A 21,178-nucleotide genomic window follows, 5' to 3' on the forward strand; every position below is an offset into this window, starting at 1 on the left:
CGGGGGACCAGCGTTCGCTGGTCCATTTGACTTAGGTAGAGACTTGTCCTGGTCCGTTTGGGGAATCATTTTCTCCCACCGGAGTCGGAACAATGCTCGCCAACTTGGCAAGAGTGGTCTGCAGGATCGGTTTTTCAATGCCGATACCGTGTGGATACTTTATCTGGCCGTTGGTTTTTTGATCTGTTTTCGGCGAGGGTTGCTCGTGATTGTTAGTCCCTGTAATGCACCAAAAATGACTGCCAAACGGTTTAGAAACGCTCTGGTAGCGGGCTCGGCCCTGTTGTGCCTGTTTGGCGCGGGCCAACTGTGGGCATTCAGCCTGGATGATGTATCGGCGAAGGCTCAAGAACTGGCCGGGCAAAAATTCGAAGCCCCGCGCAGCAATCTGCCGAACGAATTCCGCGAGATGAAATTCGCTGACTATCAAAAAATCCGTTTCCGCACCGAAAAAGCCGAATGGGCCGACCAGAAGACGCCGTTCAGGCTTTCCTTCTATCACCAGGGCATGCATTTCGACACGCCGGTGAAGATCAACGAAATCACCGCGACGACCGTCGAGGAGATCAAGTACGACCCGTCGCGCTTCGACTTCGCCGATGTGACATTCGATCCGAAGGCCACTGAGCAGCTGGGTTACGCGGGTTTCCGCGTGTTGTACCCGATCAACAAGGCTGACAAGCAGGACGAGATCATGACCATGCTGGGCGCGAGTTATTTCCGCGTCATCGGCAAAGGCCAGACCTACGGTCTGTCCGCACGTGGCATGGCCATCGACACCGCGCTGCCATCGGGCGAGGAGTTCCCGCGCTTTCGCGAATTCTGGATCCAACGTCCGAAACCGACCGACAAGCACTTGGTGATTTTCGCCCTGCTGGATTCGCCACGGGCTACCGGTGCCTATCGCCTGACCGTGCGTCCGGGCACTGACACCGTGGTCGATGTGAAATCGCGCATGTTCCTACGTGACCGCGTGACCAAGCTGGGTGTGGCCCCGTTGACCAGCATGTATCTGTTCGGCGCCAACCAGCCGTCCAAAGTGCTGAACTATCGTCGCGAGCTGCATGATTCCAGCGGCCTGTCGATCCATGCCGGCAATGGCGAGTGGATCTGGCGCCCGCTGAACAATCCCAAGCACTTGGCCGTGAGCAACTTCTCGGTGGAAAACCCGCGCGGTTTCGGTCTGCTGCAACGGGGTCGTGACTTCAGCCACTACGAAGACCTGGACGACCGCTACGACAAGCGCCCAAGTGCCTGGATCGAACCGAAAGGCGATTGGGGCAAGGGCACCGTCGACCTGGTAGAGATTCCGACCGCCGACGAAACCAACGACAATATCGTTGCCTTCTGGAGCCCGGAAAAACTGCCTGAGCCAGGCCAGCCGCTGGACTTCAGCTACCGCCTGCACTGGACCCTCGACGAAGCCAGCCTGCACTCGCCGGACAGTGCCTGGGTCAAGCAGACCCTGCGTTCCACCGGTGACGTGAAGCAATCCAACCTGATCCGTCAGCCGGATGGCAGCGTGGCCTACCTGGTGGATTTCGAAGGCCCGTCCTTGCAAGCCTTGCCGGAAGACGCCGATGTGCGTAGCCAGGTGAGCGTCGGCGAAAACGGCGAGATCGTCGAGAATAGCGTGCGCTACAACCCGGAAACCAAGGGCTGGCGCCTGACCTTGCGGTTGAAGATCAAGGACTCGAAACAGGCCACCGAAATGCGTGCGGCGCTGGTGCGTCCATTGACGCCTGTCGAAGCCCCGGCCGCTTCGCACTCCGTGACCACGACCCTGGCCAAGGCCGACAAAGTCGCCCGCCAGCAGACCGAAAAAGAACTCGCGATAGAAAAAGCGAAAGACGAAGCCAAAGCCGTCAAGGCGGCGGATGCTGCTGTTGAACCGACCCCAACCCCGCAGGAACCGGAACCGACTGAACAAGTCCTGACCGAGACCTGGAGCTATCAGTTGCCAGCCGATGAGTAATACTCCAGTACAGCCAGAGACACTCAGCGAGTACCTGGCCCATTTGCCCATGACCGACGAGCAGCGCGCCGAACTGGCGGGCTGCAAGTCCTTCAGCGAATTGCATGAACGCCTGTCGTCTTCGACCTTCGACGCGCCCGCCGAGGCGGCGCAAGCCTCGGTAGGCCGCCGACTGACCCTGAGCACCGCCGAAGAGCTCGAAGAAGCCGAAATGCTCGGGCTCGACGCCAGTGGTCGGGTGTGCCTCAAGGCGACGCCGCCGATCCGTCGGACCAAGGTCGTGCCGGAGCCGTGGCGCACCAATATCCTGGTGCGCGCCTGGCGGCGCCTGACCGGTCGTACCAACCCGCCGAAGCCGCCCAAGGATGAGCGCGTGCTGCCTCATGCACGCTGGCGCACCGTGGGTTCGACCCGTCGCTACATCCTGCTGATATTGATGCTCGGCCAGACCATCGTCGCCGGCTGGTACATGAAAGGCATCATGCCGTACCAGGGCTGGTCGCTGGTGGACCTGGACGAAGTCCTGCACCAACCGCTATCGCAGACCGCCACGCAAGTGCTGCCTTATGCGCTGCAAACCAGCATCCTGATTCTGTTCGGGATCCTGTTCTGCTGGGTGTCGGCAGGTTTCTGGACGGCGCTGATGGGCTTCCTCGAATTGCTCACCGGCCACGACAAGTACCGGATCTCTGGTGCCAGCGCCGGCAATGAGCCGATTCCCAAGGACGCCCGCACCGCGCTGGTAATGCCGATCTGCAACGAAGACGTGCCACGGGTATTTGCCGGTTTGCGCGCGACGTTCGAGTCGGTGGCCGCCACTGGTGACCTGGATCGCTTCGACTTCTTCGTCCTCAGCGACAGTAACGAAACCGACATCTGCGTCGCCGAACAACAGGCCTGGCTGGACGTCTGCCGTGAAGCCGGCGGCTTCGGCAAGATCTTCTATCGCCGCCGTCGCCGTCGCGTGAAGCGCAAGAGTGGCAACCTCGACGACTTCTGCCGTCGTTGGGGCAGCGACTACAAGTACATGGTCGTACTCGACGCCGACAGCGTCATGAGCGGCACGTGCCTGACCAGCCTAGTGCGCCTGATGGAAGCCACGCCGGACGCTGGCATCATCCAGACAGCGCCACGTGCCTCGGGCATGGACACGCTGTATGCGCGCATGCAGCAGTTCGCCACCCGGGTGTACGGTCCGCTGTTCACCGCCGGCCTGCACTTCTGGCAGTTGGGCGAATCCCACTACTGGGGCCACAACGCGATCATCCGCATGAAACCGTTCATCGAGCACTGCGCCCTGGCGCCGTTGCCCGGTAAAGGCGCGTTCGCCGGTGCGATCCTGTCCCACGACTTCGTCGAAGCCGCGCTGATGCGCCGTGCCGGCTGGGGCGTGTGGATTGCCTATGACCTGCCGGGTAGCTACGAAGAGCTGCCGCCGAACCTGCTGGACGAACTCAAGCGTGACCGTCGCTGGTGCCACGGCAACCTGATGAACTTCAGGCTGTTCCTGGTCAAGGGCATGCACCCGGTGCACCGTGCGGTGTTCCTGACGGGCGTGATGTCCTACCTGTCGGCGCCGCTGTGGTTCTTCTTCCTGGTGCTCTCCACTGCGCTGCTGGCGGTGAACACCCTGATGGAACCGCAATACTTCCTCGAACCACGCCAGCTTTATCCGCTGTGGCCGCAATGGCATCCGGACAAGGCCATCGCCTTGTTCTCGACGACCATCGTGCTGCTGTTCCTGCCCAAGCTGCTGAGCATCGTGCTGATCTGGGCCAAGGGTGCGAAGGAGTTCGGTGGCAAGTTCAAGGTGACGCTGTCGATGCTGCTGGAGATGTTGTTCTCCATGTTGCTGGCGCCGGTGCGGATGATTTTCCACACCCGCTTCGTGCTCGCCGCGTTCCTGGGCTGGGCCGCGACCTGGAACTCGCCACAACGTGACGACGACTCCACGCCCTGGAGCGAAGCGGTCAAGCGCCACGGTCCGCAGACCCTGCTGGGCTTCTTCTGGGCCTTGCTGGTTATCTGGCTGAACCCGAGCTTCCTGTGGTGGCTGGTGCCGATCGTCGGTTCGCTGATGCTGTCGATCCCGGTGTCGGTGATCTCCAGTCGCGTGGGCCTGGGCTTGAAGTCCCGTGATGAGAGCCTGTTCCTGATCCCTGAGGAATACGCACCGCCGCAGGAACTGCTGTCGACGGACCAGTACACCCATGAAAACCGTTGGCACGCGCTGAACGACGGCTTCATCCGGGCAGTGGTCGATCCACAACAGAATGCCTTGGCGTATGCGCTGGCGACCTCGCGGCATGGTCAGGCCGAGCCGATTGAATGGCTGCGGGTCGAACGTGTTCGTCACGCCTTGAAGGCCGGTCCTGCCGGTCTCAGCAACGCTGAGCGACTGGCACTGCTGAGCGACCCGGTGGCCTTGTCCCGCCTGCACGAGCAGGTTTGGAGCGAGGCGCATCCCGAGTGGCTGGCGGCCTGGCGTGAATCGGTCAAGGCCGATCCCCATGCACCGCTGCTGCCGCTACAGCCGGTGAGCGTACAATCGCAAGTGGCTTGATACGCAAAAAGCCCCGCTTCTGAAAGGAAGCGGGGCTTTTTGTTGGGGGCTGTTTTAGTTCGCCGTGGCGAGGTCAGGGTTGTGCATTGATTCTGTCCAGCACTCGGTTTGCCAACAGGCCGCTCAGTTCGATCAGTTGTTGGATGCCCAGAGCAATATGGCGTCGTGAACCTTCCAGGTCGAATGCGAGGTCGTTGGTCATGGCATCGGCTGAGGCCAGGGTTTCGCTGAGGTTGGCCAGTAGGGTTTCGGTGTCGATGTGGTCCAGGACGGTGAAAAGCTGGCCCGATGGTTGTTCGTTTTCTGGTTTGGGCTGCTTGGGGTTCAGGTAGTAATCGAGCGCGCGATCGGTGGCTTCCTGGAGTTTCTTGGGATCGGTTTCGGGTTCTGGTGGGTTGGGTGTGACCTTGTACATGGTTGACGCTCCTAGGGTAATGGAGCCGCCAGATATCGCTGCTAAACGAGAAGGGTGGCGACTGTACGCGGGTTAGCAGACCGGGACCCTAGAACCCGGCAGACCCGAAGGTCTCCCACGCACAACCGCCATGACATAGATGTGCAGGCGCTGAAGCCTGCTCACGCATGTGGAGAGCGTACGTCTAGGATTGTTCAGGCTGCTAAACCCGATCGCTGAACTGACAGCGACCTGCAAACGTTAAAGCCCAGGCCTAAGGCGTACAAGCCGGCGGATTCTGGCGTAGTTGTAGGCAATGGCGCAAGGCGCCGTAGCCTTGGGATGACGGATTGTGGGAGGGGGATTTTTGTGTGTATATCCGTTATTTAGGTAACGGCTGCTGACGGTTCCGCTCTTACAGCGGCTCACTTTTGAGAAGCCCGGAAGCCGGCCCAGTCAAAAGTAAGCAAAACGCTCCTGCCCCACCACTCGGTGCCTCGCTTAGGCTCGGCATGCCCTCACTCCGGCATTGCTCCGTGGGCCCGCCGCGAAGGGCCATCCATGGCCCAGCGCGGCTATCCCGGCATCCATGCCGGGATGCCCACTCCACAATGCCTGCGTTCGGCCATCGTGGTTAACGGGGCGCCGAGATCAACGTCCACCGCGAGGCGGCCTGAGAGCCGACCTGGTTCTGGGTGACCGCACTCCCCTGTGGGAGCGAGCCTGCTCGCGATGAGGCCACCACATCCGACATCTTCATCCACTGTAGCACCGCCTTCGCGAGCAGGCTCGCTCCCACAATGGCTTTGCGGTGTACATGAATGTTGTGCCCGCTGAAGATCAACGGTGAGAGGCCAACACATTCGATATCTTCATTGGCTGTGACATGGTCTTTGCGAACAAGCCCGCTCCCACAGGAGGAACGCGGTTTTACCAAGAGCTAGGTCGGCTATCAGGCCGCCTCGCGGTGGACGTTGATCTCGGGCGCCCCGTTAACCACGCTGGCCGAACGCAGGCATTGCGCAGTGGGCAACCCGGCATGGATGCCGGGTTAGCCGCGCTGGGCCATGGATGGCCCTTCGCGGCGGCCCACGGAGCAATGCCGGAGTGAGGGCACACCGAGCCTAGGCGAGGTGCCGAGTGGTGGGGCAGGAGCGTTTTGCTTACTTTTGACTGGGCCGGCTTCCGGGCTTTTCAAAAGTGAGCCGCCGTAAGGGCGGAACCCTAAGTAGCCGTTACCTAAATAACGGATATACACCCAAGAATACCTATACCCACAGACCACCAACTCAAGATGGCGCAGCCGCTGCTCCCTGCAATATTGTGAGCGCTGCGCACTCAAGCGGGAGCAAGCTCCCTCGCCACAGGTTTTGCGTAGGCCTGCTAGACCCTGAACCGCCCCACCAACGTCTGCAAATGAACCCCCAAGCGCGCCAGCTCAGCACTCGAAGCGGCAGTCTTCTCACTGGACGACGCTGTCTGCTCCGACACATCACGCACATTCAGCACGCTACGGTTGATCTCCTCAGCCACCGCACTCTGCTGCTCCGCCGCCGCCGCGATCTGCTGGTTCATCGATTGGATCGCCGAAACCGTACGAGTAATGTTCTCCAACGAACCCCCGGCGCGGCGGGTCAGTTCGACGCTGCTGTCGGTCAGGCTGCGGCTGTTGTCCATGATGGTCGCGACTTGTTCGGTGCCGCTTTGCAGGCCGACAATCAGTTCTGCGATTTCTTCGGTGGACTTCTGGGTACGCTGGGCCAGGCTGCGGACTTCATCGGCCACCACCGCAAAACCACGTCCCGCTTCACCGGCGCGGGCGGCCTCGATGGCGGCGTTGAGGGCTAGCAGGTTGGTTTGCTGGGCCACGGACTTGATCACGTCCAGGACGCTGCCGATCTTGTCGCTTTCACGCTTCAAGTCGCCCATGGCGGCGGTGGAGTTGCCGACTTCCTTAGCCAGGCGTTCGATCTGGGCAATGGCCTCGCCAACCACTTTGTCACCCTCGCGGGCCTGCTGGTCGGCAGCGACGGCGGCCTCGGAAGCTTCCTCGGCGTTGCGTGCGACTTCTTGCACGGTGGCGGTCATTTCGTGCATGGCGGTGGCGACCTGATCGGTTTCCACTTTTTGGCTGTTGACCCCGGCGCTGGTCTGTTCGGTCACGGCCGAGAGCTGTTCGGCGGCGCTGGCGATCTGGGTAACGCCTTCGCTGATGCCACCGATCAACTGCCGCAGGCCCACGGTCATGCTTTGCATGGCGCGTTGCAGCTGGCCCAGTTCGTCGCGGCGTTCGGAGGTGAGGTTGTGGGTCAGGTCACCGGCGGCCACGCGTTCGGCAACCTTCAAGGTCTGGCCGAGCGGTCCGACGATCTGCCGGGTGATGAACAGGGCGGCGATCACGCCAAACAGCAGCGCCAGGGCGGCCGCTACGATCAGGACCGTCTTGGCTTGGGCGGCGTCGCGGTCACGCACGGCTGTCTGGGACACAGTCAGCTTCTGGCTGGCGTCGATCAGTATTTGACCTTGCTCGGTCATGCGCTGGAGGGCCGCAGCGTTGTCGATTTGCGAGTCGCGGAACTGGGCTACCGCCGCACGATAGAGATTGAACGAGTCGCTGGCCTGCTGCAGGTCGGCGGCGTGTTCCTGGGGCAATTGGTCTGGCAGGCGCGCGAGCAGTTTGAGGACGGTGTCGATGGCATCGAGGGCCGGTTGCTGGGCTTCGCTCTTGCCGCTGTAGGTGTAGCCACGAACCTGGTAGCGGGCTTGCTGGATGGCCTTGCTCAGGGTGACCACGCTGTTGAACGGGGTGACGTCGCCGGCTTGCAGCATCAATTTTTCAACTTCGGCGACGCGGGCCACGGCGTTGTCGGCGCTGGCGCCGAGTTTGCTGCGGGCATCTTCGCGGCTGACGGTGGCGCGGGTCATCTGGGCGAAGGCGCCCTTGTATTCGGCGACGGCGGCCAGTTGCGCATCGATCAGCGCGACGTCGGCCGGTTGTTCGATCAATAGCCGAGCAGTCTTCAGGCCCTCTTCGAGCTTGCCCAGCAGGTCGTTGACCGCTTGCGGTCCTTTCTCGCCTCGCGTGGTGTTGTAGTCGATGCTGGCCAGGTTCAAGTCTTTGCTCAAGTCGTTGAGACTGGCAATGAAGCCCAGTTTGTCGCCCCGACTGATGACATTGCCCAGGCCGGACCAGCCGGTGAATGCAATCATCAAGGTGAGGAACAGCACCAGGCCGAAGCCTGCGCCGAGTTTGCGATTAACGCCTACGTTTCCCAGACCCTGGGCAAGCCACCGGAACATGCTGATACTCCCTTGTAGCGCTGATTGGTTTTATCAGGGTTGTATCGGCGGTTTTGGCAGGATCTGTAGAAAATACGTAATGCACTCCTGTGGCGAGGGAGCAAGCCCTGGCCACAGGCTTATGCCAGCTCTTTTGGGTCAGACCTTGAAGCGTCCAACCAGCGTCTGCAAATGAACCCCCAGCCGTGCCAGTTCGGCACTGGAGGCGGCGGTTTCTTCGCTGGAAGAAGCTGTTTGTTCGGACACATCGCGAACGTTCACGACGCTGCGGTTGATCTCTTCGGCCACGGCACTCTGCTGCTCGGCGGCGGCAGCGATCTGTTGGTTCATCGACTGGATTGCCGAGACGGTACGGGTGATGTTTTCCAGCGAGCCACCGGCGCGGCGGGTCAATTCGACGCTGCTATCGGTCAGGTTGCGGCTGTTGTCCAGGGTGGTCGCGACCTGTTCAGTGCCCGATTGCAGGCCGAGGATCAGTTCCTCGATCTCTTCAGTGGACTTCTGGGTACGCTGGGCCAGGCTACGCACCTCGTCGGCCACCACCGCAAAACCACGTCCGGCCTCGCCGGCGCGGGCGGCCTCGATGGCGGCGTTGAGGGCCAGCAGGTTGGTTTGCTGGGCGACCGACTTGATCACGTCCAGCACACTGCCAATCTTGTCGCTCTCGCGCTTGAGATGGCCCATCGCTTCGGTAGAGTTGCCGACTTCCTTGGACAGGCGTTCGATCTGGGCAATGGCTTCGCCGACCACTTTTTCGCCATCGCGAGCCTGCTGGTCAGCGGCGACGGCCGCTTCGGAGGCTTCCTCGGCATTGCGCGCCACTTCCTGCACCGTGGCGGTCATTTCGTGCATGGCGGTGGCGACCTGGTCGGTTTCCACTTTCTGGCTGTTGACCCCGGCGCTGGTCTGCTCGGTGACGGCCGAAAGCTGTTCGGCAGCGCTGGCGATTTGCGTGACGCCGTCGCTGATGCCGCCAATCAGTTGCCGCAGGCTGATCACCATTCGCTGCAGGCTGCCTTGCAATTGGCCCATGTCGTCACGACGGGTGACTACCAGGTTTTGACTCAAGTCGCCGGAGGCGACACGTTCGAGGGCAACCAGGGTCTGCTGCAGTGGAGCGACGATCTGCCGGGTAATGATCCATGCGGCCAGTAAGCCAAACGCTAGCGCCAGGATGGTGACGATGATCAGCGTTTCTTTGGCTTGAGCCGTCTCCTGGTCGCGTTTCTCGATCTGCGAGGTCGTCAGATGACTGTTCAGCTCGTTCAAACGGGCGTCTTGATCCAGCATTTTCTTGAGGGCTGAGGCGCTGCTCACCTGCGAGTCGCGGAACTGGCTGACGGCGGCACGATAGGCCTTCATCGATTCAGTGGCTTGTTGCAGGTTGGCGGTGTGTTGTTCCGGCAGTTTGCCCGGCAGGCTTTCAAGGTTTTTCAAGACACTATCGATGGCCTCCAGCGCCGGTTGCTCGGCATCGGCCTTGCCACTGTAGGTGTAGCCGCGGACCTGGTAGCGCGCTTGCTGGAGCAGTTTGCTCAGCTCGATCACACTGTCGAATTGCGCAACACTGTCGCCCTGGCGCAAGGCATTTTCGACCTCTTTCACTTTGGCCACGGCATTGTCGGCGTTGGCGCCAAGCTTGGATCGGGCCGATTCGCGGTTCTGCGTCGCCTGGGTCAGATCGCCGAAGGCGCGTTTGTACTCATCGAGGATGGCCAGTTGCTGATTGAGCAATTCCTGGTCTGCCGGACGCACGAACCGTTTGAGGGCAGCTTGTATGCTTTCCTGAAGCTTGCCCAGGAACTCGCTGACGACAGCGGGCCCTTGTTCGCCACGCCGCATCTCATAGTCGAGACTGGCGACTCGCAGATCCTTGGCCAACTCATTGAGACTGGCGATAGACGCCTGCTTATCCGCACGGCTGATCACGCTGCCCAGGCTGTTCCAGCCTGCGAAGGTGCTCAGGAGGGTCATGAGCAGTACCAGGCCAAAACCGAAACCCAGTTTGCGATTGACGCTTACGTTTCCCAGCTTTTCGGTCAGCCAACTGAACATGCTGATACTCCTTCGAACCTTTTGTAGGTCCTATGAGGAGAGTATCGACCATGTCACAAGGATCTGTAGAAAATAGGTGAGGGGTTATTACTTCCAGAGGGTGGGTAGGCTCTCAACCGGCGGGGTCAATCCACCCTGTCACAAAGGTGCACAAGCCCTGGGGATCAGAACAACCGTGCGAGCAGGGCCGTGACGGCGGTCTCGACCCGCAGGATCCGCTCGCCCAACTGCACCGGTTGCAAGCCGGCCTTGGCCAGCAGGTCGATCTCGTAGGGAATCCATCCGCCTTCGGGGCCGATGGCCAAGGTCACCGGCTCTGTCAACGCGCGCGGGCAGGGCGGATAGTTGCCGGGATGACCGACCAGGCCCAAGGTGCCGTCGGTAATGGCCGGCAGGCGGTCTTCAACGAAGGGTTTGAAGCGTTTTTCGATAATGATCTCTGGCAGCACACTGTCCCGGGCTTGTTCCAGGCCCAGGATCAGTTGCTCGCGGATAGCCTCGGGTTCGAGGAACGGCGTCTGCCAAAAGCTCTTTTCCACGCGATAGCTGTTGACCAGCACCACCCGCGGCACACCCATGGTGGCGACGGTCTGGAACACTCGCCTGAGCATTTTCGGACGCGGCAGCGCCAGCACCAGGGTCAGCGGCAACTTGGCCGGCGCAGGCTGGTCGAGGGTCACTTGCAGTTCCGCCTCGCGGGCTTCCAGGCGCAGCACCTGGGCCGTGCCCATCAACCCGCCGATGCGTCCGACCCGCAGGCTGTCACCGACGGCGCTGCGATGGACTTCCTGCATGTGGGTCAACCGGCGATCGCTCAGGATCACGCGGTCCGGCCCGATGAAGTCGGCCTCTTCGAGCAGCAGCAGGTTCACGCTTGGGTCGCTGGCGGCTGGTCGTTGTGGTCGTCGACCGGCTGGTCCTCGGGCTCTTCTTCCCGGCGCTTGCGCACCAGGCCACCGAACAGGATACCGATCTCGAACAGCAGCCACATCGGCACGGCCAGCAGGGTCTGGGAGAAGATATCCGGCGGGGTCAGGATCATGCCGACCACGAAGCAGCCGATGATCACATAGGGGCGGATCCTCTTCAGGTAGGCGACGTCGACCACGCCGATCCACACCAGCAGGACCACCGCCACGGGGATTTCGAACGCCACGCCGAAGGCGAAGAACAGCGTCATGACGAAATCCAGGTAGCTGGTGATGTCGGTCATCATCTCTACGCCCGCCGGGGTGGCGGCGGCGAAGAACTTGAAGATCAGCGGGAACACCAGGAAATAGGCGAAGGCCATGCCGGTATAGAACAGCAGGATGCTGGACACCAGCAGCGGCACGGCGATGCGTTTTTCATGCTTGTACAGGCCCGGTGCAATGAAGCCCCAGATCTGGTGCAGGATCACCGGGATCGCCAGGAACAGCGAGACCATCATCGTCAGCTTCAGTGGCGTCAGGAACGGCGACGACACGTCGGTAGCGATCATCGTTGCCCCTACCGGCAGGTACTGGCGCAGCGGCGTGGAAACGAAGGTGTAGATCTGCTGGGTGAAGGAAAACAGCCCGGCGAAGATGATGAAAACCGCCGCGACGCAACGCAGCAGGCGGGTGCGCAACTCGGTGAGGTGCGATACCAGCGGCATCGGCTGGTCGTTTTCAGGGATATCGCTCATGGGGCTCGCGGCGGCAAAGTAGGGTCGTTGGAAGCTGCTGGCGTCACTGGCGTCGGGGCAGGCTCCGCTGGTTTTGCGGTCTCGGCCGGCACCGGCACGGTGTCATCCACCAGCGCCTGTGGAGCAATCGTCGGCTCGACCGCAGGTTGCACCGGCGTCGGTTCCTGCTGGGTCGGCGTGAAGATTTTCCGCGCTTCCTGCTCCAGGGACAGGATATGTTCGTTGTGAAGTTGCCGACGGATGTCGTCGGCACCGATCTCACGTTCAACTTCCTGTTTGATCGCATTGAAGCTGCGCTTCAGGCGCCCGATCCACAGACCGGCGGTACGCGCAGCACCCGGCAGGCGCTCTGGGCCCAGTACCAGCAGGGCGACGAGGCCGACGAGCAGCAGTTCAGTGAAGCTGATCCCAAACATTAGTCAGTGCTCACGAGTCTTTGCGGACGGGCTCTTCGACTTTTTGTGCCTGCACGTCGATGGTGTGCGGCGCATTCACAGGCTGGGTGGCCTGGGGATGTACCGGTTGGGCTGGCTGTACCGGTTGCGCCGGGGCAGCCGTCGGGTCGGCCGGTTTTTCGTCATCGTTCATGGCTTTGCGAAAGCCCTTGATCGACTCGCCGACATCGGTGCCGAGGTTTTTCAGTTTCTTGGTACCGAACACCAGCACCACGACAACCAGGATGACGATCCAGTGTTTCCAGTCAAAAATACCCATGTGGCTATTCCTCTCAAAAGTTGATCAGGCGGACGGGCGCGAGGCTTTCTCGACGTGCCCGGACAGACCGAAGCGACGGTCCAGTTCATCCAGTACGGCCTGCGGATGCTGCCCCAGTTGGGCGAGCATGACCAGGCTGTGGAACCACAGGTCGGCGGTCTCGTAGATCACGTCGCTGCAATCGCCGCTGATGGCGGCGTCCTTGGCGGCGATGATGGTCTCGACCGACTCTTCGCCGACTTTTTCCAGAATCTTGTTCAAACCCTTGTGGTACAGGCTGGCGACATAGGAACTGTCGGCCGCGGCGCCTTTGCGCTCTTCCAGCACCTGGGCCAGGCGGGTCAGGGTGTCACTCATGGGTATGTCCTGAATAAATGGCATGCGGGTCCTTGAGCACCGGGTCGACGGTTTTCCAGTCGCCGTTCTCGAAGACGCGATAGAAGCAGCTTTGACGGCCGGTGTGGCAGGCAATCTCACCGACTTGTTCGACCATCAGGATGATGACGTCGCCGTCGCAGTCCAGGCGCATCTCATGCAGGTGCTGCACATGCCCGGATTCTTCACCTTTGCGCCACAGCTTGCCACGGGAACGTGACCAATAGATGGCGCGGTTCTCGGCGGCGGTCAGGGCCAGTGCTTCGCGGTTCATCCAGGCCATCATCAGTACGCGCCCGGTCTTGTGGTCCTGGGCGATGGCCGGCACCAGGCCGTCAGCGTCCCATTTGATCTCGTCCTGCCAGTTTTTCATCTTTGACTCCGACCATGGGCCACGCACCTGAAGTCGGCGGGCCCAGCGTTGAAACAGTGTGCCAGCGCGAACCGGTGCTGGCTATCGGCGAACGACCAGATACAAGCCGACGATCACCATGATTGCAGCGGGCCAATGGCCCAATTCGCTCAACGGCCCACCAGCCGCCAGCATTGCGCCACCTCCCAGGTGAGCTGCGCCGAGCAGGCGCAGGAACCAGTCATCCTTGCGTCGGTGCCACGGTGGCGCCGGGTCGTGGGCATGGGGCTGGGACATGCGTTCGAGCAGGTCGCGGGTCATGTTGGCCAGGTGCGGGAGCTGCTCGAACTGGCTCTGCACGTTGCCCAGCAAGGTTTTGGGGCTGACGCGCTCGCGCATCCAGCGTTCGAGGAACGGTTGGGCGGTGTTCCACAGGTCGAGGTCCGGATACAACTGGCGGCCGAGGCCTTCGATGTTCAACAGGGTTTTCTGCAACAGTACCAGCTGTGGCTGAACCTCCATGTTGAAGCGGCGCGCGGTCTGGAACAGGCGCATCAGCACCTGGCCGAAGGAAATATCTTTTAACGGTTTTTCGAAGATCGGTTCGCACACGGTACGGATCGCCGCTTCGAATTCGTTGAGCTTGGTCTCGGCCGGGACCCAGCCCGAATCGATGTGCAGTTGGGCGACACGACGGTAATCACGCTTGAAGAAGGCGAACAGGTTGCGCGCCAGGTAATCCTGGTCCTCGGGAGTCAGGCTGCCGACGATGCCGCAGTCGATGGCAATGTATTGCGGGCTCCACGGTTGCACGGTGCTGACGAAGATGTTGCCCGGGTGCATGTCGGCGTGGAAGAAGCTGTCGCGAAATACCTGGGTGAAGAAAATCTCCACGCCACGCTCGGCCAGCAGCTTCATGTCGGTACGCTGGTCGGCCAGGGTTGCCAGGTCGGTGACCTGGATGCCGTAGATGCGCTCCATCACCAACACTTTCGGGCGACACCAGTCCCAATAGACTTGCGGCACATAGAGCAGCGGCGAGCCCTCGAAGTTGCGGCGCAACTGGCTGGCGTTGGCGGCTTCGCGCAGCAGGTCGAGTTCGTCGTAGATGGTTTTTTCGTAGTCCTGGACCACGTCCACCGGATGCAGCAGGCGGGCGTCGGCCGACAGCCGCTCGGCGGCGCGGGCGAGGATGAACAGCCACGCCAGGTCCTGGGCGATGATCGGCTTGAGGCCCGGGCGGATGACCTTGACCACCACTTCTTCGCCGCTCTTGAGCTGCGCGGCATGCACCTGGGCCACCGAGGCCGAGGCCAGGGGCTCGACGTCGAAACGGCTGAAGACTTCGCTGACCTTCTTGCCCAGTTGCTCTTCGATCAGCGCCACCGACAGCTTGGAGTCGAACGGCGGCACGCGGTCCTGCAGCAGCATCAGCTCATCGGCGATGTCTTCGGGCAACAGGTCGCGACGGGTCGAGAGAATCTGCCCGAACTTGATGAAGATGGGGCCCAGGTCCTGCAAGGCCAGGCGCAGGCGTGCGCCGCGCGTCAGGTCCAGCGTTCGCCGGGGGAACCAGCGCCACGGCAGCACGAAACGCAGTGCCAGGAGAAACCAGGGCAACGGCAGGGCGAACAGCAGGTCATCGAGGCGGTAGCGGATCACGACGCGCTGGATGCGCAACAAACGGCGGACGGCAAGCAGCTTCATGCGTTATCGCTTGGTTTCAAGGGATCGGGAAAGGCGCTCGAAACGCGCCTCGAGACGTTCCAGGTCAAGCTTGACCTGGTCCAGTTCATTAAAACGGGCCTGGGCTTCGCGTTGGCCTACGAGGGTACGCGATTCTTCGGCCAGGTATTCACTCAGATTCTGCCCCAGGCTGGCGAAGCCCTGGCGATACCAGCGGCCGCGGCTACGCAAATGGCCGCTGAGCAATTGGGTCGCCACCGGGCCGATCCAGCGAGACACTTCGTATTCCCAATCCAGCTCCAGGTCCTGGAGAATCGCCGCCAGCTCCAGCAGCACGCCACTGTCGCCGTCGAGTTCCACGTCAGGGCTGTGCAGCACGGCAGTCTTGTCCTTGCCCAGGGCCAGGTTCAGCAGGCTCGACGCCGGGGCACGCAGCGTGCAGTCGGCCTCGGCTTCCCAGTGGGCGGCGAGCATCAGGCCTTCGTCGCTGGGCAGGATGAACAGCCGCAACGCCGGGCTGCGGCAGTCCACGGCGATCACTGTGCCGCTCAAGTGCGCCAGGCGCGCGAGCGCCGTGCTGTCCAGGCGCAGCACCCGGTTGAGGCCGAGTTCGACGCTGGCGAGCAGGCCGGTGAGCAGCATCAGGGTTTGATGCCGCGATGCAGGGCGACGATGCCTGCGGTCATGTTGTGGTAAGTCACGCGGTCGAAACCGGCCTCGACCATCATCGACTTCAGGGTTTCCTGGTTCGGGTGCATGCGGATCGATTCGGCCAGGTAGCGATAGCTTTCCGAGTCATTGGTGATCAGCTTGCCCATCAGCGGCATGAAGGCGAACGAGTAGGCATCGTAGGCCTTGGACATCAGCGCGTTGGTTGGCTTGGAGAATTCCAGCACCAGCAGGCGACCGCCGGGCTTGAGCACGCGCAGCATCGAGCGCAGGGCGTCTTCCTTGTGGGTGACGTTGCGCAGGCCGAAGGCGATGGTCACGCAGTCGAAATGATTGTCGGGGAACGGCAGCTTCTCGGCGTCGGCCTGGACGAACTCGACATTGCCGGCCACACCCAGGTCCAGCAGGCGGTCGCGGCCGACCTTGAGCATGGATTCGTTGATGTCGGCGAGCACCACCTGGCCGGTCGGCCCGACGATGTGGGAAAACTTCTTCGTCAGGTCGCCCGTGCCGCCGGCGATGTCCAGTACGCGGTTGCCGCTGCGCACGCCCGACAGCTCGATCGCGAAACGCTTCCACAGGCGGTGCATGCCGCCCGAGAGCAGGTCGTTCATCAAGTCATACTTGGCGGCCACGGAGTGGAAAACCTCGGCGACTTTTTCCGCTTTCTGGCTTTCCGGCACGTTCTTGAAGCCGAAGTGAGTGGTGGGTTCGGCATCGCTGCCTTTGCGCTGATCAGTCATATCGCGGTCACCAAAAAAGAATGCGGGACATTCTAATCCCGGTGGAGGGCTTTGTCTTGGCAAGGCTGAAGGTAAGATGGGCTACCGCCGGGACGTTTTGACGCAGCCAGGGTCTGAAACGTTCAGGCAAGTCCCGATAAAACAGGAGTCACCCGATGGCCCGTATAACTGTTGAGCGTGCCCATGGCCTGGGCAAGGAAGCGGCGCGAGAGAAGGCCGACAAGCTGGCCCAGAAGTTGTCCGACAGCTATGGCCTGGAGCCGCAGTGGGAGGGCGATACCCTGAAACTCAAGCGTTCCGGGGTCAAGGGCGAAGTGCATGTGGGCGAGGATTCGATCCGCGTCGATGTGGAGCTGGGCATGTTGATGTCGGCCATGAGCGGCACGATCAAGACGGAAATCGAAAAGGCGCTGGATAAGGCGTTGGTTTGATTGATCGAAGGGTGGATGGAATGCGTGACTCAAGTTCACCACCTATTCACCTGTGTGCGAGCTTGCTCGCGATTGCATTGCATCAGTCACATCAAAGTTGGCTGACGCTCCGCTATCGCGAGCAGGCTCGCTCCCACATGGGAAGTCAGCGCCAACGGGATGTCTGTCAGTTGTTAGGGTGCCCTTTCTAATTATTGTCACTACTTTGTGCCTGAGCCCGTCCATGCGCGGGCAGTTCCTCAAACCTTTTTTCGAGTGAGGTGCACCATGGCCAAAGTTATTCTGAAGAAAAAAACCGACGTTGAATCTTCCACGCTCAGCGATGTGAAAACGTACGCGCGCAAGATCTGGCTGGCTGGCCTGGGCGCCTACACGAAGGTCGGCCAGGAAGGCAGCGAGTACTTCCAGGAGTTGGTAAAGGCTGGCGAAGTTATTGAAACCAAAGGCAAAAAGAAAATTGCCGGGAAACTTGAAGCGGCCAACAGCGAATTGATTGAAGCCAAGACCGACGTCAATACTTTCAAGGCCCGGGTTGAAGTACAACTCGATAAAGTCGAGAAGGTATTTGATGCCCGTGTTGCAAGTGCCTTGAATCGTATCGGCATTCCGTCTAAACATGACGTTGAGACACTCTCTGCTAAGCTCGATGAGCTGACAGCATTGCTCGAACGTGTCGCGCGTAAACATTAAGGAGAACGGGATGGCTGGCAAAAAGATCACTGAAAAAGAAGGCAGCTCGTGGGCCGGGAAGATTGAAAAATACTCCCGCAAAATCTGGCTTGCTGGTTTAGGCGTGTACTCGAAGATCGACACTGACGGCAGCAAACTCTTCGAGTCCCTGGTTAAGGACGGCGAAAAGGCCGAAAAACTCACCAAGACGGCCGTCGGCAAACAAGTCGATGCGGCCAAGGGCACTGCCGAGTCCGCCAAGTCGCGAATCGGCGGCGTGAAGGATCGTGCACTGGGCAAATGGGACGAACTGGAGGGGGCTTTCGACAAGCGCCTGAACAGTGCGATCTCGCGTCTGGGCGTGCCGAGCCGCAATGAAGTGAAGGCACTGCACAGCAAGGTCGATACGTTGACCAAGCAGATCGAAAAACTCACTGGCGCCAAAGTCGCACCGGTAGCGACCAAGACGGCAGCGGCCAAGCCGGCGACCAAAACGGCAGCCAAGCCATTGGTCAAGGCTGCGGCAAAAACCGCCGCCAAGCCTGCTGCCAAAGCAGCGGCCAAGCCCGCGGCTAAAACCGCAGCGGCCAAACCTGCTGCCAAAGCGGCGGCCAAACCGGTGGCGGCGAAAGCGGCAGCCAAGCCAGCGGCCAAACCTGCTGCTAAAACCGCAGCGGCCAAACCTGCTACGGCCAAAGCGGCAGCCAAACCTGCCGCCAAGCCTGCTGCCAAAGCAGCCGCTAAACCTGCGGTGGCAAAAAAACCGGCTGTGAAAAAACCGGCGGCGCCAAAAGCAACTGCACCGAAGGCGCCGACCGCGGCCGCCAAACCGGCTGCCCCGGTGAGCACGGCGAACTCCGCCGCAGCGCCGACCCCGGTCGCCACTCCGACTACCGCGCCGGCTCCAACGACGCCACCCACCCAGTCCTGATTCTTGAGGACATGCAAAAACGCCCGGCCTGTGAAGGTCGGGCGTTTTTGTTTGTACGCAGGTCAACCTGTGGGAGTGGTGGTGCAAATATTGAAATCACCCAGAAAATAATGTGGGAGTGAGCCTGCTCGCGATTGCGGTGTGTCAGCCACATTGATGTTGGATGTGCGACCGTCATCGCGAGCAGGCTCGCTCCCACAAGGTACTTACTCGTGTTCTTCCAGGTAGCGCAACGCCAATTGCTCGGTCGCCACCTTGGTCGCAGGCGGCAGGTGCGGGGCTACCAGCATCATGATCTGGTAGACCACCAGCCGGACCTCGCCCTCACGGTCGAGGATCCGTTGATAGTCCAGCGAGAACAGCAAGGTCATGGTGATCTGTTCCACCAGTTGCCCCAGGGCCTGGGTATCGCTGACCAGCAACCCCTGGGCCTTGAGTTGCGCCAGCAACGAGGCGAGGGTTCGCTTCAGGGCATTGAGCAGTTGGCGAATGCCCTTGGCCAGCTTCGGCAAGCGCCCGGCCAGGTTCGACAGGTCCTGGAACAGAAACCGGTACTGGGCCAGACGCTCGACGATCAGATGCAGGAACAACCAATAGTCTTCCGGCGCCAACTGCACGTCCGCCGGAGGGTCCAGCAGCGGTGCCAGTTCGCTCTGGAATCGCTCGAACAACCCGAGGATCAGCGGCTCCTTGCCATGGAAGTGGTAGTAGAGGTTGCCCGGGCTGATGCCCATTTCGTTGGCAACTTCCATGGTGGATACGTTCGGTTCGCCCTTTTCGTTGAATAACTGCAGGGCACATTCGAGGATGCGGTCGCGGGTTTTCATCCGTTCTTCTTAGTGATCAAGTCGTGCCACGGCCAATAACCTGGCCGTGGAGTGGGGCCTTCAGCGCACGCGAACATAGGTCCCCGGGGCTGCGTCCAGAGGCGGGTAGTTCGCGTTGCCCAAGGTCATCTGGGTTTCGTGTTGGGCGCCGGAGCGCTCCTGGATCCAGCCCAGCCACTGGGTCCACCAACTGCCTTCGACGTGCTTGGCGTCGTAGTACCAGGCCCGTGGGTCGCTGCTCAGTTTCGCGCTTTCGATGTAATTGGCCTTGGGGTTGCCCGGTGGGTTGAGGATGCTCTGGACATGGCCGCTGTTGGAAAGCACGAAGCGTTTTTCGCCACCGAGCAACAGCGTCGAGCGGTACACCGCGTCCCAGGGCGTGATGTGGTCGTTGATGCCACCCACGCTGAAACTGTCCACCGTCACTTTCTGCAGGTCGATTGGCGTGCCGCACACTTCCAGGCCGCCGGGATGGGTCAGTGGGTTGTGCTTGAAGAAGTCCAGCAGGTCACCGTGGTAAGCCGCCGGCAGCCGGGTGCAATCGTTATTCCAGTAGAGGATGTCGAAGGCCGGCGGCTCCTTGCCCAGCAGGTAGTTGTTGATGAAGTAGGTCCAGATCAGATCGTTGGGGCGCATCCAGGCGAATACCCGGGCCATGTCGCGACCATCGAGGATGCCCTTCTGGTAGGAGCGGCGCTTGGCGGCTTCGAGGGTCTGTTCGTCGATGAACAACGTGGCCGGGCTGTCGATCTGGCTGTCCAGCAGGCTCACCAGATACGTGGCGCTGGCGACCCGGCGTAGCTGGCGCTTGGCTTGCAGGTGGCCTTGCAGGGCGGCGATGGTCATGCCCCCGGCGCAGGCACCCATCAGGTTGACCTCGCGGGCGCCGGTGATCGCCCGGCAGACATTCATGGCCTCCTCCGCAGCCTCGACATAACTGGACAGGCCCCATTCGCGGTGGCGTACATCCGGGTTGCGCCAACTGATGATGAAGACCTGCAAACCGTTTTTCAGGGCGTACTGAACGAAGCTGTTGGAAGGGCTCAGGTCGAAAATGTAGAACTTGTTGATCTGCGGCGGCACGATCAGCAAGGGCTTGGCGTACTGTTTTTCGCTCATGGGCCGGTACTGGATCAGCTCGAGCAATTCGTTGCGAAACACCACCGCTCCGGGTGTGGTCGCCAGGGTCTTGCCGACTTCAAAGGCGTGGGGCGTGGTTTGGCGCGGCAAGCCGTCGTTGTGCAGCAGGTCGTCTACCAGGTGGCTGATACCTCGAACCAGGCTGGCGCCGCCGGAGTTGAACAGTTCCTTGACCGCCAGTGGGTTGAGCAAGGTATTGGACGGCGACACGGCATCGTTGAGCAGGGCGAAGGCGAAGTGGGCGCGGGCGCGGTCATCCTGGCTCATGGTGCTTTCGTCGATCCAGCTCGTGACCTGTTTCTGCCAGCTCAGGTAGGCCTGCAGGCTGCGGCGGTAGAACGGATTGAGCTGCCAGGTGGGGTCGGCGAAACGCTGGTCGTTGGGGTTGGTGGGGTGCAGGGTCTCGCCCAGCAGCACACGGCCCAGTTGACCGCCCAGCTTCAACGCATGCCGGGCACTGTGCACCGGGTTGCGCAAGCCATGTGCGGCCACGCTGCGCAAGGTGGACAGCAGGTCTCTGCCACGCAAGCCGGTGACTGCACTTTGTGCGTTGATGAAGCTGGCAGGGGCGGGCATGGAACTCTTCGCCGGTTTGTCGCGCATGAGTCAACTCCTTCGTCATCAGGCTAAAAACAAACACACCGAACCAGACAACATAGTCGCTGTTTCGGGTCGTTGCGCGGTCCGG

The 21,178-nt window shown here is 61.2% G+C and carries 18 protein-coding genes and 2 pseudogenes; 5 read left to right on the forward strand and 15 right to left on the reverse strand.

Annotated features, from left to right (window positions below):
• Positions 1-205 precede the first annotated feature (205 nt).
• The gene (locus tag DTP52_RS04375) at positions 206-1,975 is read left to right on the forward strand and encodes a glucan biosynthesis protein G (RefSeq protein WP_109752357.1); all 1,770 of its coding nucleotides are present in this window, start codon (positions 206-208) and stop codon (positions 1,973-1,975) included.
• On the forward strand, positions 1,968-4,538 hold the full coding sequence (mdoH, locus tag DTP52_RS04380; protein ID WP_109752014.1) for a glucans biosynthesis glucosyltransferase MdoH: 2,571 nt from the start codon (positions 1,968-1,970) through the stop codon (positions 4,536-4,538). The genes DTP52_RS04375 and mdoH overlap by 8 nt, the downstream gene beginning before the upstream one ends.
• Positions 4,539-4,611: 73 nt before the next feature.
• Here mdoH and DTP52_RS04385 read toward each other — a convergent pair whose 3' ends face one another.
• The 13 genes and pseudogenes from DTP52_RS04385 to ubiE form a co-directional block, all read right to left on the reverse strand.
• On the reverse strand, positions 4,612-4,953 hold the full coding sequence (locus DTP52_RS04385) for a DUF6124 family protein (protein WP_109752015.1): 342 nt from the start codon (positions 4,951-4,953) through the stop codon (positions 4,612-4,614).
• Positions 4,954-6,315: 1,362 nt separating this feature from the next.
• Positions 6,316-8,232 carry a methyl-accepting chemotaxis protein gene (locus DTP52_RS04395; protein ID WP_109752016.1) on the reverse strand — a complete coding sequence of 639 codons (1,917 nt, stop codon included), beginning with the start codon at positions 8,230-8,232 and terminating at the stop codon, positions 6,316-6,318.
• Between the two features lie 138 nt (positions 8,233-8,370).
• Positions 8,371-9,264 (reverse strand): methyl-accepting chemotaxis protein, encoded by an 894-nt coding sequence (locus DTP52_RS31515; protein WP_371925583.1) that lies wholly within the window; start codon positions 9,262-9,264, stop codon positions 8,371-8,373.
• Between the two features lie 9 nt (positions 9,265-9,273).
• Positions 9,274-10,287 (reverse strand): annotated as a pseudogene (locus DTP52_RS31520) (methyl-accepting chemotaxis protein); the annotation flags it as partial.
• A gap of 164 nt (positions 10,288-10,451) precedes the next feature.
• Positions 10,452-11,159 (reverse strand): 16S rRNA (uracil(1498)-N(3))-methyltransferase, encoded by a 708-nt coding sequence (locus DTP52_RS04405; RefSeq protein WP_109752018.1) that lies wholly within the window; start codon positions 11,157-11,159, stop codon positions 10,452-10,454.
• Positions 11,156-11,953 carry a twin-arginine translocase subunit TatC gene (gene tatC / locus DTP52_RS04410; RefSeq protein ID WP_109752019.1) on the reverse strand — a complete coding sequence of 266 codons (798 nt, stop codon included), beginning with the start codon at positions 11,951-11,953 and terminating at the stop codon, positions 11,156-11,158. Before tatC ends, DTP52_RS04405 begins: the two co-directional genes overlap by 4 nt.
• Positions 11,950-12,369: a Sec-independent protein translocase protein TatB gene (gene tatB, locus DTP52_RS04415; RefSeq protein ID WP_109752020.1), complete on the reverse strand. Its 420-nt coding sequence runs from the start codon at positions 12,367-12,369 to the stop codon at positions 11,950-11,952. The genes tatC and tatB overlap by 4 nt, the downstream gene beginning before the upstream one ends.
• 10 nt (positions 12,370-12,379) lie before the next feature.
• Positions 12,380-12,667, reverse strand: coding sequence for a twin-arginine translocase TatA/TatE family subunit (locus DTP52_RS04420; RefSeq protein WP_109752021.1), 288 nt, complete (start codon positions 12,665-12,667; stop codon positions 12,380-12,382).
• A gap of 24 nt (positions 12,668-12,691) precedes the next feature.
• On the reverse strand, positions 12,692-13,024 hold the full coding sequence (locus DTP52_RS04425) for a phosphoribosyl-ATP diphosphatase (RefSeq protein ID WP_003186671.1): 333 nt from the start codon (positions 13,022-13,024) through the stop codon (positions 12,692-12,694).
• On the reverse strand, positions 13,017-13,415 hold the full coding sequence (gene hisI, locus DTP52_RS04430; protein ID WP_003196931.1) for a phosphoribosyl-AMP cyclohydrolase: 399 nt from the start codon (positions 13,413-13,415) through the stop codon (positions 13,017-13,019). The genes DTP52_RS04425 and hisI overlap by 8 nt, the downstream gene beginning before the upstream one ends.
• 81 nt (positions 13,416-13,496) lie before the next feature.
• A complete protein-coding gene (gene ubiB / locus DTP52_RS04435; RefSeq protein ID WP_109752022.1) occupies positions 13,497-15,101 on the reverse strand; it encodes a ubiquinone biosynthesis regulatory protein kinase UbiB in 1,605 nt (534 codons plus the stop codon).
• Positions 15,098-15,722, reverse strand: a pseudogene (locus DTP52_RS04440) (SCP2 domain-containing protein). The gene ubiB and the pseudogene DTP52_RS04440 overlap by 4 nt, the downstream one beginning before the upstream one ends.
• Positions 15,722-16,492 (reverse strand): bifunctional demethylmenaquinone methyltransferase/2-methoxy-6-polyprenyl-1,4-benzoquinol methylase UbiE, encoded by a 771-nt coding sequence (ubiE, locus tag DTP52_RS04445; RefSeq protein ID WP_003196937.1) that lies wholly within the window; start codon positions 16,490-16,492, stop codon positions 15,722-15,724. Before ubiE ends, DTP52_RS04440 begins: the two are co-directional and overlap by 1 nt.
• A gap of 155 nt (positions 16,493-16,647) precedes the next feature.
• Between ubiE and DTP52_RS04450 the strand changes: the two genes are divergently transcribed.
• The 3 genes from DTP52_RS04450 to DTP52_RS04460 all read left to right on the forward strand — a co-directional run bounded on the left by DTP52_RS04450 (position 16,648) and on the right by DTP52_RS04460 (position 18,523).
• Positions 16,648-16,923 (forward strand): polyhydroxyalkanoic acid system family protein, encoded by a 276-nt coding sequence (locus tag DTP52_RS04450; RefSeq protein ID WP_109752024.1) that lies wholly within the window; start codon positions 16,648-16,650, stop codon positions 16,921-16,923.
• Positions 16,924-17,190: 267 nt separating this feature from the next.
• Positions 17,191-17,613: a phasin family protein gene (locus tag DTP52_RS04455; RefSeq protein WP_039592410.1), complete on the forward strand. Its 423-nt coding sequence runs from the start codon at positions 17,191-17,193 to the stop codon at positions 17,611-17,613.
• A 10-nt stretch (positions 17,614-17,623) separates the two neighbouring features.
• Positions 17,624-18,523: a phasin family protein gene (locus DTP52_RS04460; protein WP_109752025.1), complete on the forward strand. Its 900-nt coding sequence runs from the start codon at positions 17,624-17,626 to the stop codon at positions 18,521-18,523.
• 206 nt (positions 18,524-18,729) lie between these two features.
• On the opposite strand, the gene DTP52_RS04465 is transcribed toward DTP52_RS04460, so the two are convergent.
• Both DTP52_RS04465 and phaC read right to left on the reverse strand, forming a co-directional pair.
• Positions 18,730-19,350, reverse strand: a complete 621-nt coding sequence (locus DTP52_RS04465; RefSeq protein ID WP_109752026.1) for a TetR/AcrR family transcriptional regulator — start codon at positions 19,348-19,350, stop codon at positions 18,730-18,732.
• A 60-nt stretch (positions 19,351-19,410) separates the two neighbouring features.
• On the reverse strand, positions 19,411-21,093 hold the full coding sequence (phaC, locus tag DTP52_RS04470) for a class II poly(R)-hydroxyalkanoic acid synthase (protein ID WP_109752027.1): 1,683 nt from the start codon (positions 21,091-21,093) through the stop codon (positions 19,411-19,413).
• Positions 21,094-21,178: the final 85 nt, after the last annotated feature.

The sequence above is a fragment of the Pseudomonas sp. 43mfcvi1.1 genome, from assembly GCF_900115935.1.
Lineage (GTDB): Bacteria > Pseudomonadota > Gammaproteobacteria > Pseudomonadales > Pseudomonadaceae > Aquipseudomonas > Aquipseudomonas bijieensis.

Bases quoted from the DNA above. Each gene is read 5' to 3' on its own strand.
- mdoH (WP_109752014.1), top strand. From the start codon at position 1,968: ATGAGTAATACTCCAGTACAGCCAGAGACACTCAGCGAGTACCTGGCC.
- DTP52_RS04385 (WP_109752015.1), bottom strand. From the start codon at position 4,953: ATGTACAAGGTCACACCCAACCCACCAGAACCCGAAACCGATCCCAAG.
- DTP52_RS04395 (WP_109752016.1), bottom strand. From the start codon at position 8,232: ATGTTCCGGTGGCTTGCCCAGGGTCTGGGAAACGTAGGCGTTAATCGC.
- DTP52_RS31515 (WP_371925583.1), bottom strand. From the start codon at position 9,264: ATGGGCCAATTGCAAGGCAGCCTGCAGCGAATGGTGATCAGCCTGCGG.
- tatC (WP_109752019.1), bottom strand. From the start codon at position 11,953: ATGAGCGATATCCCTGAAAACGACCAGCCGATGCCGCTGGTATCGCAC.
- tatB (WP_109752020.1), bottom strand. From the start codon at position 12,369: ATGTTTGGGATCAGCTTCACTGAACTGCTGCTCGTCGGCCTCGTCGCC.
- DTP52_RS04420 (WP_109752021.1), bottom strand. From the start codon at position 12,667: ATGGGTATTTTTGACTGGAAACACTGGATCGTCATCCTGGTTGTCGTG.
- DTP52_RS04425 (WP_003186671.1), bottom strand. From the start codon at position 13,024: ATGAGTGACACCCTGACCCGCCTGGCCCAGGTGCTGGAAGAGCGCAAA.
- hisI (WP_003196931.1), bottom strand. From the start codon at position 13,415: ATGAAAAACTGGCAGGACGAGATCAAATGGGACGCTGACGGCCTGGTG.
- ubiB (WP_109752022.1), bottom strand. From the start codon at position 15,101: ATGAAGCTGCTTGCCGTCCGCCGTTTGTTGCGCATCCAGCGCGTCGTG.
- ubiE (WP_003196937.1), bottom strand. From the start codon at position 16,492: ATGACTGATCAGCGCAAAGGCAGCGATGCCGAACCCACCACTCACTTC.
- DTP52_RS04450 (WP_109752024.1), top strand. From the start codon at position 16,648: ATGGCCCGTATAACTGTTGAGCGTGCCCATGGCCTGGGCAAGGAAGCG.
- DTP52_RS04455 (WP_039592410.1), top strand. From the start codon at position 17,191: ATGGCCAAAGTTATTCTGAAGAAAAAAACCGACGTTGAATCTTCCACG.
- DTP52_RS04460 (WP_109752025.1), top strand. From the start codon at position 17,624: ATGGCTGGCAAAAAGATCACTGAAAAAGAAGGCAGCTCGTGGGCCGGG.
- DTP52_RS04465 (WP_109752026.1), bottom strand. From the start codon at position 19,350: ATGAAAACCCGCGACCGCATCCTCGAATGTGCCCTGCAGTTATTCAAC.
- phaC (WP_109752027.1), bottom strand. From the start codon at position 21,093: ATGCGCGACAAACCGGCGAAGAGTTCCATGCCCGCCCCTGCCAGCTTC.